Annotated in this window: 11 protein-coding genes and 1 tRNA gene; 9 read left to right on the top strand and 3 right to left on the bottom strand. The window is 70.2% G+C overall.

Features of this window, described 5'->3' with window-relative positions; genetic code table 11:
• Positions 1–678 (bottom strand): 4'-phosphopantetheinyl transferase superfamily protein, encoded by a 678-nt coding sequence (locus tag ASE44_RS15835; RefSeq protein ID WP_056781781.1) that lies wholly within the window; start codon positions 676–678, stop codon positions 1–3.
• 59 nt (positions 679–737) lie between these two features.
• Positions 738–812, bottom strand: a tRNA-Arg gene (locus ASE44_RS15840).
• 90 nt (positions 813–902) lie between these two features.
• Here ASE44_RS15840 and ASE44_RS15845 point away from each other — a divergent pair.
• From ASE44_RS15845 to prfA, 9 genes are all read left to right on the top strand, one after another.
• Entirely contained in the window at positions 903–1736 is an 834-nt protein-coding gene (locus ASE44_RS15845; protein WP_056781783.1) for a transglutaminase family protein, read from the top strand.
• Between the two features lie 64 nt (positions 1737–1800).
• Entirely contained in the window at positions 1801–3471 is a 1671-nt protein-coding gene (locus tag ASE44_RS15850) for an arginine--tRNA ligase (protein ID WP_056012486.1), read from the top strand.
• Between the two features lie 118 nt (positions 3472–3589).
• Complete coding sequence (locus ASE44_RS15855; protein WP_056781785.1) at positions 3590–4174, top strand: hypothetical protein; 585 nt, start codon at positions 3590–3592, stop codon at positions 4172–4174.
• A 37-nt stretch (positions 4175–4211) separates the two neighbouring features.
• Positions 4212–4973 (top strand): DUF2993 domain-containing protein, encoded by a 762-nt coding sequence (locus ASE44_RS15860; protein WP_082456151.1) that lies wholly within the window; start codon positions 4212–4214, stop codon positions 4971–4973.
• 320 nt (positions 4974–5293) lie between these two features.
• Positions 5294–6700 (top strand): diaminopimelate decarboxylase, encoded by a 1407-nt coding sequence (gene lysA / locus ASE44_RS15865; protein ID WP_056781789.1) that lies wholly within the window; start codon positions 5294–5296, stop codon positions 6698–6700.
• A complete protein-coding gene (locus ASE44_RS15870) occupies positions 6697–8016 on the top strand; it encodes a homoserine dehydrogenase (RefSeq protein ID WP_056781793.1) in 1320 nt (439 codons plus the stop codon). The genes lysA and ASE44_RS15870 overlap by 4 nt, the downstream gene beginning before the upstream one ends.
• Positions 8017–8081: 65 nt before the next feature.
• Positions 8082–9038, top strand: a complete 957-nt coding sequence (gene thrB, locus ASE44_RS15875) for a homoserine kinase (RefSeq protein ID WP_056781795.1) — start codon at positions 8082–8084, stop codon at positions 9036–9038.
• Positions 9039–9270: 232 nt separating this feature from the next.
• The gene (gene rho / locus ASE44_RS15880) at positions 9271–11514 is read left to right on the top strand and encodes a transcription termination factor Rho (RefSeq protein ID WP_056781797.1); all 2244 of its coding nucleotides are present in this window, start codon (positions 9271–9273) and stop codon (positions 11512–11514) included.
• A gap of 109 nt (positions 11515–11623) precedes the next feature.
• Complete coding sequence (prfA, locus tag ASE44_RS15885; RefSeq protein ID WP_056012468.1) at positions 11624–12703, top strand: peptide chain release factor 1; 1080 nt, start codon at positions 11624–11626, stop codon at positions 12701–12703.
• Between the two features lie 134 nt (positions 12704–12837).
• Here the strand turns inward: prfA and ASE44_RS15890 are convergent, their stop codons facing one another.
• Positions 12838–14394, bottom strand: coding sequence for an ABC-F family ATP-binding cassette domain-containing protein (locus tag ASE44_RS15890; protein WP_056781799.1), 1557 nt, complete (start codon positions 14392–14394; stop codon positions 12838–12840).
• Positions 14395–14438: the final 44 nt, after the last annotated feature.

Raw genomic sequence — 14438 nt, forward strand, 5'->3', positions numbered from 1 at the left:
TCAGGGGAGCAGGAGGGCCGTCGCCACCACGGTGTCCGGTGCGAGGGTCGGATGGTCGACGACGAAGCGGCGTCCCGCGATCTCGGCGACCGTCCCTCCGGCGCGGCCGATATGGCCGGTGAGGCCGATCGTCGCTGGATCGGTCGTGAGTCCGGTGCCGAGCGCCTTCGTCACCGCCTCCTTCGCCGTCCAGTGTTCGGCGAGGGACCGCAGTCGTCGTCGCTCCGGCAACCGGAGCCACCGCTCCCGTTCCGCGGGGGAGAGGGCGACGGCCTCGACGCCGCCGAACCGTGCCGCGTCGAGCCGTTCGACGTCGACGCCGACCGGGTGCGACACCGACACCGCGACCGCCGAGGCGCCGCCGGTGTGCGAGACGCTCGCGTGGACGATCACGCCGTCGACGCGCATCTGCGGCCGTCCGTGGGCGAGGCCGCAGTCCGGGCAGTGGGCGGTCACCGTGATGCGACGGGCGTCGGCGCCGACCGTCTCAGCGACCGTGTCCACGAGGAGCGCGCGACCGAACAGGAAGCGGCGGGCCTCGGCCTCGGACGACGCCTCGAGACGGTCCCTGGAGGCCTCGTCGAGTCGGCCGACGGTGCCGTCGAGGTCGAGCCCGTCCGCCCGAGCCCAGGGGAGGAGTCGGACCGTGGGCTGCGGGTGGCGGCTCGGTCGCGACATGCGTCCAGTATCGCGGAGTGACCCGTCCGCGTGGGCGGGCGACGTCGTGCCTGATGAGATGGTGCCCTCGACTGGATTCGAACCAGCGACTTCTTCCTCCGGAGGGAAGCGCTCTTCCGCTGAGCTACGAAGGCGGAACGTGTCCAAGCTACCAGAGTCGAGGCCGTCGCCGGAACCGGAGCGACGCGGGGTCGGTGCTCGTGACCGCGTGGGATGATGGGCACATGCAGCGCACCCTGACCGCGTCGCTCGATCTGCGGGTGCACGATCGAGCCGACCTCATCTTCTCCATCGCTGTCGCCGGCGGTACCCCGCTGGCGAGTGAACGGCTGCAGGTGCGCTCCTCGGACGGCCCGTGCGCCGTCACCGAGATCCTCGGCCCCGACGACACCCGGCTCCACCGGGTGATCGCCGAGCCGGGACGCCTGCAGGTCGACTACGAGGCGGTGGTCGTCGGGCAGGCGGTGCCGCGAGCGGTCGACCCCCTGGAGACGGTGACGGCCCTCCGTCCGAGCCGCTACTGCGAGTCGGACGCCCTGTTCTCGCTCGCGCGCTCCGAGCTCGGATACCTGCTCGAGCACCGTCGTCTGCACGAGGACGGCACGGTGTCGGGCGGCCTGCAGATCCTGCCGTGGGTCGCCGCGTGGGTCGGCCGTCACCTCTCCTACGTCTCGGGTTCCACGACCGTCTCCGACAGTGCGGTCTCGACCCTGGCCGCCGGCCAAGGGGTCTGCCGGGACTTCGCGCACCTGACGATCGCCATGCTGCGTGCGCTCGACATCCCGGCGCGGTACGCGGCCGTGTACGCCCCGGGCCTCGTGCCGATGGACTTCCACGCCGTCGCCGAAGGGTTCGTCGACGGCGCGTGGCACGTGGTCGACGCGACCGGGCTCGCTCCGCGCCAGTCGCTCGTCCGGATCGCGACGGGTCGCGACGCGGCGGACGTCGCCTGGTTGAGCAACCACCACGGCAACGTCACCGTCGAGGACATGCGGATCGACGCGCTGATCGACGTCCTGCCCACCGACGATCCCGCACAGCCGATCGTGCTCGCCTGACGCATCGTTCCGCCGGGCGGGCCCCGTGCCGCTCCCGCCGGGAGCCCGGGTAGAATCGCTCCTCGTGACTCCTGAAGACCTCGCCTCCGCCCTGCACGCCATCGTCGTTCCGATCGTCGAACGACGACGCGAGGCGGCGGGGATCGACCAGGAGGTCGTGGTCTCGGTCGACGACGTGGTGCTGGAGCGGCCCAAGAACCGCGACCACGGCGACTGGGCGTGCAACATCGCGATGAAGCTCGCGAAGCGGGTGGGCGCGAATCCGCGCGAGCTCGCGCAGGAGTTCGCCGACGCGCTCGTCCAGGTCGACGGGGTCGCCTCGGTCGAGGTCGCCGGCCCGGGGTTCATCAACGTCCGGCTCGATGCCGCCGCCGCCGGTGCCCTCGCGAAGGTCATCGTCGACGCCGGCGAGGCCTTCGGACGCAACGACAGCCTCGCGGGCCAGACCATCAACATCGAGTTCGTCTCCGCGAACCCCACGGGCCCGCTCCACATCGGCCACACGCGGTGGGCCGCTCTCGGCGACTCCCTGGCCCGCGTGCTCGGCGCGTCCGGCGCGACGCTCGTCAGCGAGTACTACATCAACGACGCCGGCAACCAGATGGACACCTTCGCGGACTCGATCCTCGCAGCGGCCAAGGGTGAGCCGACGCCTGAGGGCGGCTATCCCGGGGCGTACATCGGCGACCTCGCGAAGACCGTGCTGGCCGAGATCCCCGACCTCCTCGAGCGTCCTGACGCCCGCGAGGTCGCGCGGGAACGCGCCTACGCCCTGCAGCTCGGTGAGATCCGCGCGTCCCTCGAGCGCTTCAACGTCCACTTCGACGTCTGGTTCAGCGAGCGCACCCTGCACGCGACGGGCGAGGACGGCACCAGCCTCATCGACCAGGCCGTCGACCGCCTGCGCGAGCAGGGTCATGTCTTCGACGAGGACGGTGCCGTGTGGGTGCGCACCACGGACTTCGGCGACGACAAGAACCGGGTGATCCGCCGCTCGAACGGTGTCTACACCTACTTCGCGGCGGACGCGGCGTACTACCTGAACAAGGGCGACCGCGGCTTCCAGCACAAGGTCTACCTGCTGGGCGCCGACCACCACGGCTACGTGCACCGCTTGAAGGCCCTCGCGGGTGCCGCGGGAGACGACCCCGACCGCGACATCGAGGTGCTCATCGGCCAGCTCGTCAGCGTGAACGGCGCCCGACTCTCGAAGCGCGCCGGCAACATCATCGAGCTGGACGACCTGCAGGCCTGGATCGGGACGGACGCCCTGCGGTACTCGCTCGGTCGCTACCCGGCCGACTCGCCGCTGGCCCTCGACCCCGAACAGCTCCGCAGCCGCACGAACGACAACCCCGTGTTCTACGTCCAGTACGCGCACGCCCGCACGAGCTCGGTGGCGCGCAACGCTGCTTCGGCGGGCGTCGACCGCAGCGTGTTCGCCCCCGAACTCCTCGCCCACGAGACGGAGTCCGCGCTCCTCGGTGTGCTCCAGGAGTTCCCGCGCATCGTGGCACAGGCCGCGCAGCTGCGCGAACCCCACCGGGTCGCGCGCCACCTGGAGGAGACGGCGAGCCTGTACCACAAGTGGTACGACAGCTGCCGGGTCGTCCCGATGGGCGAGGAGCCGGTCACCGACCTCCACCGCACGCGGCTGTGGCTGAACGACGCCACCGGCACCGTCATCCGCAACGGCCTCGCCCTCCTCGGCGTCTCCGCACCGGAGCGCATGTAGCGTCACCGCGCCAGGGCTTCGGCGCGCGCCGGACCGTCCTTCGGGATGGCTCCTGCGCGCGTCAGCTCCGCCGGTGAACGTGCCGGGCGGGAGGCGGACCCTCCGATACCGTGGCAGCATGCATCCGCCCCGGTTCCGCCCGATCCTCGCTGCCGCCGCGGTCCTGGCCGTCCTGTCCTGCGCCGGCTGCGTCGGCACGGGCCCGGACGCGTCCGGCACCCCGACGCCGAGTGGCACGTCGCCGTCCTCGGCCGTCGACCTCCGCGCCTTCGCGCCGTTCGGCACGGAGGGCGCCGGCGTCTCGATCCGTCTGCAGTTCCCGGACGGGCTGCACGCGGGGAGTGTCGGCACGATGGACTACCTCCAGAACATCGTCTGGCCGGCGGTCCAGTGCGCGCCGTTCGAGATCGAACTGCAGGAGGTGGGGGCGAGCACGCTGCAACTGCCGGACGCGCTCGCGGTCGTCGTCACCGGCGACGGCGGTGAGACGGTCGCACCGGCGTTCGTCATCCCCGGTGATCCGGTCCGGGCGGCGTTCACCTCCGCCGACGTGGTCGCGCGGGGATCGCTGGAGGACGCGAACCTCACCGAGCTGGAGGGCTACACCCTGGCGGCCTTCCACCCGACCTCGGCCGCCGAGTGGGAACGGTTCAGCGGGCGCGTGCTGGACATGGCCGAGGCGGAGCTCGACCAGCCCTGCTGACGTCTGCTCCCCGACCACGGTTCGCTACGCTCGGAGCATGAGTGCACCGTCTCGCAAGCGCAGGCGTCCCTGGGTTCCGATCATCGTCGTGGCCGGGGTGATAGTCGTCCTCGTCGGCGCGTTCCTGATCGCCGACACCATCGTCCGAGGCATCGCCGAGGATCGTGTCGCCTCGCAGATCGAGCAGAGCCTCCCCGAGGGCGTCGACGCCGACGTCACCGCGTCGATCGGCGGAGCCTCGGTCATCGCCCAGTACCTCACCGGCACGTTCGAGCACGTGGACCTGCGGGCGCCGGGCGCGAGCGTCGACGGCATCCCTCTGGACGTCCGGGTCAGCGCCGACGCGGTGCCGCTCGATCCGAAGCAGACCATCGGCCGGGTGGTGGCGACGATCCGGATCGACGCGGACGGGGCGGCGGCGCTCGCGAAGACCGCCGGGCTCCCCGGCACGCTCACCCTGGGGGACGACGAGGTCGGGTACGCGGGCGAGGCGACCGTGCTGGGGTTCACCATCCCGTACGACTTCTCCGTGGCGCCGACCACGACGGCCGAGCGGGTGAACCTCATGCCGACGTCGGTGAACGTCGACACGGGCCTCCTCGGTGTGATCGACCTGCGGGCCCTCGTGACCGGATTCCTGCAGGGGGATCCGCCGAGCATCTGCGTCGCCCAGTACCTGCCGGAGGGCGTCGACCTCGACGGTCTCTCGGTGACTCCGGAAGCGGCGACGGCCACGCTCACGTCGACGACGCTCCGCCTCGACGAGGCCTCCCTGCAGACCCTCGGCAGCTGCGGGTGAGCGCTGCGCCGATGGCTCGCGACCGCCTCGGTGAACCGGCGGGACGTCACGATGCTGCAGGAGCCTTGACGGCTCGCTAGACTTTCTCCACACCCACTGCTCCGACCGGGCGGTGACGTGTGCCGTCGGGCCGGAAGGCTCGTGTTACACCTCAGTCGTTCCAACCGGGCGGCGATGGGTGCGGTCGACCGGGACACCCGCCCGAGCCGCGCGCACCCACCTTCATCGGTGCTCTCCAAATCGGTGCTTCAGGGGCCAAACCGGGTCCGCTCGCCCAACGAGAACCTCCTCTTCCGCTCACCAGGACTCAGGACAACCCCGTGGCCAGAAACCCCCTCGCCCCAGACTGGCTCGCCGAGCCGGTCGACCCGAACGCCCTCGATCCGGCCGTGTGGCCGGCCTCGGCCGCCCGCGACGCCGACGGCGTCCTGCGCGTTGGCGGGGTCGACGTCAACACGCTCCGTCGACGGTTCGGGACGCCGCTCTACGTCGTCGACGAGGACGACGCCCGGAGCAGGGCGCGCCGCCTGCGCGAAGCCTTCGAACGTGAGGCGGCCGCGCACGGGACGAGCGTCGCCGTCTACTACGCCGGGAAGGCGTTCCTGTCCTCCGAGGTCGCCCGCTGGATGACGGCGGAGGGCCTCCGCATCGACATCTGCAGCGGGGGAGAACTCGCCGTCGCCCTCGCCGCCGGGGCCGACCCCGGCCGGCTGGGATTCCACGGCAACAACAAGTCCGTCGCCGAGATCGAGCGCGCCGTCGGCGTCGGGATCGGTGCCATCGTGCTCGACAGCCTGGTCGAGATCGAGCGGGTCGCTGCGGCGGCGGAGCGCGCCGGCCGCGTCCAGTCCGTCCGGCTGCGGGTCAACAGCGGCGTCCACGCGCACACGCACGAGTACCTGGCGACGGCGCACGAGGACCAGAAGTTCGGACTGCCCCTCGAGGACGCGGCCGACGCCGTGGCACGGATCCGCTCGCACGCTTCGCTCGACTTCCTCGGGCTCCACTGCCACATCGGCTCCCAGATCTTCGGGTCGGACGGCTTCGCGGAGTCCGCCGCCCGACTCCTCGCCGTGCACGCACGCCTGCTCGAGACCGGCCCCGTGCCCGAACTGAACCTCGGCGGCGGCTTCGGCATCGCCTACACGAGTGCGGACGACCCCACGCCGATCGAACAGCTCGCCGCCGACATCCTCGCCGGGGTGCGGACCGCCGCCGAGCTCCATGGCGTCCCGATCCCGAAGCTCGCGTTCGAACCGGGTCGCGCCATCATCGGCGGTCCCGGCATCACGCTGTACGAGGTCGGCACGATCAAGGACGTGACGGTCGCGTGGAACGACGAGGGCGAGACGGCCGTCCGCCGCTACGTCAGCGTCGACGGCGGCATGAGCGACAACGCGCGCCCCTCGCTGTACGGCGCGGACTACACGGTCCGCATCGCCGACCGGGTGAGCGAGGCGGGCCCAGCGCTCGTCCGGATCGCCGGCAAGCACTGCGAGTCGGGTGACATCGTCGTGAACGCCGACTACCTGCCCGCCGACGTGCGCGACGGCGACCTCCTGGCCGTCCCGGCAACGGGCGCCTACTGCTGGTCCTTGGCGAGCAACTACAACTACCTCGGTCGCCCGGCCGTCGTCGCCGTCGCAGGCGGTGAGGCCCGCATCATCGTGCGTGGCGAGACCGAGCACGACCTCCTCAGCCGCGATGCGGGATTGGACACGGAATGATCGAATACCGCGGATTGAAAGTGGCCCTGCTGGGCGCCGGATCGGTGGGCTCGCAGGTTGCCCGCCTCCTGCTCGAGCACGCCGACGAGCTGGCGTCCCGCGCCGGAGCGAGCCTCGAGCTCATCGGCATCGCCGTGCGCGACGTCGACGCCCCACGGGACGTCGAGCTGCCACGCGAGCTCTACACGACGGATGCCGAACAGCTCATCCTGAGTGCCGACATCGTCATCGAACTCATCGGTGGCATCGAGCCGGCGCGGAGCCACATCCTGCAGGCGATCAACGCCGGTGCCGACATCGTCACCGCCAACAAGGCGCTGCTCGCGACCCACGGTCCCGAGCTCTTCGACGCCGCCGAGCAGGTCGGCGCGCAGCTCTACTACGAGGCGGCGGTCGCGGCCGCCATCCCGATCATCCGCCCGTTGCGCGAGAGCCTCGCCGGCGACCGCATCAACCGCGTGCTCGGCATCGTGAACGGCAGCACCAACTACATGCTCGACCGGATGGACCGATTCGGCGACACCATGGAGGCGGCGGCCGCCGTGGCGAGCGAGCTCGGCTACCTCGAGGCCGACCCGACCCTCGACGTCGAGGGGTACGACGCCGCCCAGAAGGCGACCATCCTCGCCAGTCTCGCCTTCCACACCACCGTGCCCGTCGAGGCCGTCCACCGCGAGGGGATCACCGGCATCACCAAGGCGCAGGTCGACCTCGCACGGAGCGAGGGCTACGTCATCAAGCTGCTCGCGATCGCCGAGCGGATCGTCGACGAGACCACCGGCGAGGAGGGCCTGTCGGCCCGCGTCTACCCCGCGCTCATCGGGCGCGAGCACCCGCTCGCCGCCGTGCACGGTGGGAACAACGCCGTGTTCGTCGAGGCCGAGAACGCCGGCAGCCTCATGTTCTACGGCGCCGGCGCCGGCGGCAAGGAGACCGCCTCCGCGGTGCTCGGCGACCTCGTCTCGGCGGCCAGGCGTCACGTGGCCGGCGGACCGGGGGTCGGCGAGTCGACCCACGCGGACCTGCCCGTGCTCGACATCGGTCGCGTCACCACCCGGTACCAGGTGACCCTCGAGGTCGCGGACGAGCCGGGTGTCCTCGCGTCCGTCGCCGGCATCCTCAGCGACGGCGGCGTCTCGGTCGAGACGTTCCAGCAGTCCGTGGCCTCCTCGGACGGCACGCTGTCGACCGCTACCCTGGTCATCGGCACCCACCGGGCGCTCGAATCGGCTCTCGCGGCCACCGTCGAGCAGCTCGCCTCGAACGCCCATGTCGAGCGGGTCGTGTCCGTGCTCCGGGTCGAAGGAGCCGAGTAGGTGCCGAGCAGCACGACCCCCGACCGCGTCGAACCCCGACCCCTCTTCAGATTGCAGGCCACCGTATGAGCTCTTCCGACACGCTGGAGATCGGGCGCACCGTCACCGTCAAGGTCCCCGCGACCACCGCGAACCTCGGCCCCGGGTTCGACACGCTCGGACTGGCGCTCGCGCTGTACGACGAACTGACCGTCACGGTCCGCGAGGAGCCCGGCGTGTTCGTCGAGGTGATCGGCGTCGGAGCCGGCGAGGTCCCGACCGACGAGACGAACCTCGTCATCACCGCGATCGCGCACGCGCTCCGCGCCTACGGTCGGGAGCTGCCCGGTCTCGACGTCGTCGCTCGCAACGTGATCCCGCACGGCCGCGGGCTCGGATCCTCGGGTGCCGCGATCGTCTCCGGCATCATGGCGGCGAAGGGGCTGCTCGAGGGACAGGTCGAACTCGGCCCGGACGACCTCCTCCGGCTCGCCACGGAGATGGAGGGCCACCCCGACAACGTCGCGCCGGCGCTGTTCGGCGGGCTCACGATCGCGTGGACGACGGACGACGGGCCCCAGCACAAGAAGCTGATCGTGCACCGTGGCGTCTCGCCCCTCGTGCTGGTGCCGGAGCACACCATGTCGACCGAACTCGCCCGCAGCCTGCAGCCCGCGAACGTGCCGCACGCCGACGCCGCGTTCAACGTCTCCCGGTCGGCGCTGCTCGTCGCGGCGCTCACCCAGAGCCCGGAGCTCCTGCTCGCGGCCACGGAGGACCGTCTGCACCAGAGCTACCGTGCCGCGGCCATGCCCGAGACGAACAGCCTCATCACGATGCTGCGCGAGCACGGCTTCGCCGCGGTCGTCTCCGGCGCCGGCCCGTCGATCCTCGTCCTCGCGGACGACCCGGGCCGCCGGCTCGAGGCCACCGCCCTCGTCGCCGAGCACTCCGCCACCCCGTGGCAGTCGCTCATGCTCGCGGTCGACTTCAAGGGTGCTACAGTAGGAGGGCACCCGGCCCACCCCGCCTCTTCGGCGTAACCGGCTTCCGGGGCATTTCCGCACAATCATCGCTTTCGCACCAATTGATCGCGTCTGTTCGGGTCCCACCGTGTTTCCATCCTGCTGAGCATCGCTCCGCCGGATCGTCGCACCGGGCTATCCGCACAGGCTCTGCGTCGTGTGAACATCACCCACCCGCCGCACAGGATTCCGGTGCGATCGCCGCCTGCGCGAGACAGCTCTGTCTCGACGCAAGGGAAGGAAGACACACGTGACAGACGTCAACGAAGGCGCCTCCGGCGTCTCGCTGGATGCCGACCCGAAGACACTGAAGGTCGCCGACCTCCAGCGTCTCGCCGCCGCTCTCGGAGTGGCCGGAGCCTCGAAGCTCCGCAAGGGCGAACTGGTCGAAGCCATCCAGACTATCCAGAACAGCACCGACACCGCCGCGGCGACCACCGAGACGTCCGACGTCATCGAGTCGGTCTCCGCGCTCGAGGTCGCCCCCGAGGCGCCGGTGCAGTCCAAGCTGCCCGAGCTCGACCTCGCGCTCGACCAGGCCTTCGGCGCCGAGAAGGCGGCTCCGCCGGCGCGACGCAAGTCGCGTCGTGCCACGACCGCCACCGTCGCGCCGAACGCCGCCCCGATCGTCGGCGCGCCCGTCGTCGAGGCACCCGCAGTGCAGGAGCCGGTCGCTCAGGCGCCCGCCGCAACCGCCCCGGCCGAGCCGGCAGCGCCGGCCGAGTCCGACGGCTCGCAGCTCTCCGCTCCCGTCGAGGCCGACGCCGCCGAGTCGCGCGACGACCGTTCCGCAGGAACCTCCGAGTCCACCGACGCCGACGAGGCGACGCCCGAGCAGACCCCGAGGCGTTCTCGCGGCAACCGCCGTGGCCGTGGCCGCGATCGCGACCGCAACACGGACGACGCCGAGCAGAGCGCCGCCGAGCAGGGTGGCGGCGAGCAGAACCGCGCCGCCCAGAACGCTCCCGAGCAGGACGCCGCCGACGACGACGCCGCAGGCACGGATGCCGACGAGTCCCAGAACCAGGACGCCGAGCAGCAGGACGGTCAGTCCTCCGGCGGACGCCGCGGTCGTGGCCGAGGCCGCAACCAGAACAACGGTGGCCAGAACAACGGTGGCCAGAACGCCGGCAACCAGAACGCCGACGCCGGTCAGAAGGCCGAAGCGAAGCAGGAGCAGCCCGGTCAGAACCGCGGCAACCAGGGCAACCAGGGTGCTCAGGGCGACGACGCCGAAGGACGCGGTGGACGCAGCCGCTACCGCGACCGCAAGCGTCGTGGGTCCGTGCAGAACGACGACGTCGAGCCCGAGATCTCCGAGGACGACGTCCTCATCCCGGTCGCCGGCATCCTCGACGTGCTCGACAACTACGCCTTCGTGCGCACCTCCGGCTACCTGCCCGGCACGAACGACGTCTACGTCTCCCTCGGCCAGGTGAAGAAGTACCACCTGCGCAAGGGCGACGCCGTGGTCGGTGCCATCCGCCAGCCGCGCGACAACGACAGCAGCAGCCGTCAGAAGTACAACGCCATCGTCAAGGTCGACTCGGTCAACGGTCTGTCCGTCGACGAGGCCGGCACGCGGGTGGAGTTCGGCAAGCTGACGCCGCTGTACCCGCAGGAGCGCCTCCGCCTCGAGACGGAGCAGAACAAGCTCACGCAGCGCATCATCGACCTCGTAGCCCCGATCGGGAAGGGTCAGCGTGGCCTCATCGTCGCGCCGCCGAAGGCCGGCAAGACGATCGTGCTGCAGCAGATCGCCAACGCCATCTCGATCAACAACCCTGAGGTCCACCTCATGGTCGTGCTCGTCGACGAGCGGCCTGAAGAGGTCACCGACATGCAGCGCACGGTGAAGGGCGAGGTCATCGCCTCCACGTTCGACCGCCCGGCGGAGGACCACACCACGGTCGCCGAACTGGCGATCGAGCGCGCCAAGCGTCTCGTGGAGCTCGGTCACGACGTCGTCGTGCTGCTCGACTCGATCACGCGTCTGGGCCGTGCCTACAACCTGGCGGCTCCGGCCTCGGGCCGGATCCTCTCCGGTGGTGTCGACGCTGCGGCGCTGTACCCGCCGAAGCGCTTCTTCGGTGCCGCGCGCAACATCGAGAACGGTGGCTCGCTCACCATCCTCGCGACGGCGCTCGTCGAGACCGGGTCCAAGATGGACGAGGTCATCTTCGAGGAGTTCAAGGGCACCGGCAACTCGGAGCTCCGTCTCTCGCGCCAGCTCGCCGACAAGCGGATCTTCCCGGCCGTGGACGTCAACGCGTCCTCGACCCGCCGCGAGGAGATGCTGCTCGCCCCCGACGAGGTCAAGGTCACCTGGAAGCTGCGTCGCGCCCTCGCCGGCCTCGACCAGCAGCAGGCCCTCGAGGTCGTCCTCGGCAAGCTCAAGGAGACCACGTCCAACGTGGAGTTCCTCGTCCAGATGCAGAAGTCGATGCCCGCACCGACCTCGCACAGCCACGGACACGAGAACAACCACCGCTAGCGGTCCCGACCGACCCCATCCGTACCCGGAGCCCTCATGGCGCCGGGAACGGATGGGGTCGGTCCTGTTTCGCCCCGGTGCCGCATGATGGTGATGAAGGAAGTGAACGATGTTCGAATCAGTTGAGACGCTCGTCGCCGAGCACAAGGATCTCCAGGATCAGCTCGCCGACCCGGCGGTGCACGCCGACCCCGCGAGGTCGAAGAAGATCAACCGCCGGTACGCCGAGCTGTCGAAGATCATCGCGGCCTATCACACGTGGCAGTCGACCCAGGAGGACCTCGACGCCGCTCGGGAGCTGGCCAAGGAGGACGAGGCGTTCGCCGAGGAGGTGCCGGTCCTCGAGGAGCTGCTCGTGACCAACCAGGAGAAGCTGCGCCGCCTGCTCATCCCGCGCGACCCCGACGACGGTCGCGACGTCATCATGGAGATCAAGGGCGGCGAGGGCGGTGCGGAGAGCGCGCTGTTCGCGGCGGACCTGCTCCGCATGTACCTGCACTACGCGGAGTCCAAGGGGTGGAAGACGGAGCTCCTCGAGCGCACCGAGAGCGATCTGGGCGGCTACAAGGACGTCCAGGTGGCGATCAAGTCGAACGCCACCGACCCCTCGCAGGGCGTCTGGGCGCACCTCAAGTACGAGGGTGGTGTCCACCGTGTGCAGCGCGTCCCGGCGACCGAGTCCCAGGGCCGCATCCACACTTCCACCACCGGTGTCCTCGTCTTCCCCGAGGTCGACGAGCCTGAGGAGGTCGAGATCAGCCAGAACGACCTGAAGATCGACGTCTACCGCTCGAGCGGTCCGGGCGGACAGTCCGTCAACACGACCGACTCCGCGGTGCGCATCACCCACCTGCCGACGGGCATCGTCGTGTCCATGCAGAACGAGAAGAGCCAGCTGCAGAACCGTGAGGCCGGCATGCGCGTCCTGCGCGCCCGCATCCTCGCGCGCCAGCAGGAGGAGCAGGCCGCCCTCGACAGCGCGAAGCGCAAGACGCAGATCCGGACGATGGACCGTTCCGAGCGCATCCGCACGTACAACTTCCCGGAGAACCGGATCGCCGACCACCGGACCGGGTACAAGGCGTACAACCTCGACGGGGTCATGAACGGCGCCCTCGGACCCATCATCGAATCGGCGATCACCGCGGACGAAGAGGCCCGTCTGGCCGACATCGGCGACCAGGACTGACCACCCCGGCCCCTCGGACCGCCCTGCTCACTGAGCTTGTAGCAGGGCGGTTCATCCGTGTCCCTGGTCCCTGAGCGTGTCGAAGGGCGGTTCACCCGGGTCCCTGGTCCCTGAGCCTGTCGAAGGGCGGGCACTCAGCCGATGCGCAGGCGCTTCGTCGCGACCTTGTCGGCGAAGAAGCGGTCGTGGCTGACCACGACGATCGCGCCGGGGAAGTGCACGAGTGCGCGCTCCATCACCTGGGTGCTCGCGAGGTCGAGGTGGTTCGTCGGCTCGTCGAGGAGGAGCACCGACGCTCCCGAGAGCAGGCACTGGGCCATCGCCACGCGGGCGCGCTGACCGCCGGAGAGCATGCCGATCTTCTGTTTGAGGTCGGCGTCCGAGAATTGGAACATCCCGAGGAAGCGGTTCACGGACTTCTTGGTGGCGGCGAACGCGAGGCTGTCGGGCATGGCGCCGACCGCGTGCGCGACGGTGTCGGTGAGGTCGAGGTCCTCGACCATCTGGTTGTACGAGGCGTACCGGACCCCGCCGGTCCAGGTGACGTGCCCGGCGTCCGGGCGTTCGTCGCCCTCGAGGATGCGGAGGAAGGTGGACTTGCCTGCGCCGTTGGGTCCGTGGACGACGATCCGTTCGCGGCGGCCGATCTCGAGGTCCAAGCCGTCGAAGAGGGTGTGCTCGCCGTAGGCCTTCGTGAGCCCCTGGATCCGGCACAGCGTGTCCTTGATGTGCAGGCCGCCGTAGATGTCGGTGATGATGTCGTCGACGGGGCGCGGTGGCCTGGCCTTCTTGATCTTCGCCAGCTGAGAGGAGAGGTCCTTCTTGCCGGCGGCCTTCGCGGCCTCCCGTCGGTCCGAGATGCCCTCGGCCTCGAATGCGAGCAGCTCCGACTCGTGGACGAACTGGGCCTCGAGGCTCTTCAGCCGGAACTGTTTCTGCACGACGTACTCGTCGAAGCTGCCGGGGTAGTCGTGGAGGTGGAAGTTCTCCACCTCGACGATGCGGGTGACCACGGCGTCGAGGAAGGTCCGGTCGTGCGAGACGACGATGGCCGCGCCACGGAACGAACCGAACCAGGATTCGAGCCACTCGACCCCTGCGACGTCGAGGAAGTTCGTCGGCTCGTCGAGGAGCAGGACGTCCGGGCGCTCGAGGAGGATCTTCGCGAGCGCTGCGCGGTTGCGCCAACCACCGGAGAGCGCGTCGATGGGGAGCACGCGGCGTGCGGCGTCGAAGCCGAGTGTGGTGAGGGCGGTGTCGATGTGGCGCTGGTAATCCCAGCCGTCCTGGCGCTCCATCTCCTCGAAGAGCTCGGCCTGCCGTTCGATGAGTTTCGTCATCCCGTCGAGGTCGTTCGGGTCGGCGGCGATCGCGGCGTCGATCGACGCGAGCTCCGCCTCGATCGCGTGGATGTGGGCGAACAGTCCTTCGAGGACCTCCGTGATGGTGGCGCTTCCGTCGAGTTCGGAGAACTGCGAGAAGTATCCGATCCGTGTGCCGTCCTCGACGGTGACGGTGCCCGAGTCCGGCTGGATCTGGTCGAGGGCGAGCTTCAGGAGGGTGGACTTGCCGGAACCGTTCCGTCCGATCAGTCCGACGCGGTCGCCGGGTTCAAGACGGAAGAAGACGTCGCGCAGGACGGGGCGTTCCTCGAAGCGGACGGTGACGTCGTGCAGACGGATGAGACTCATGGTGCCCTCTCGAGGTGCGTGGGTGCGGCGGGACGCGGTGAGGC

The organism is Plantibacter sp. Leaf1, assembly GCF_001421315.1.
In the GTDB taxonomy this organism is placed as follows: Bacteria; Actinomycetota; Actinomycetes; order Actinomycetales; family Microbacteriaceae; genus Plantibacter.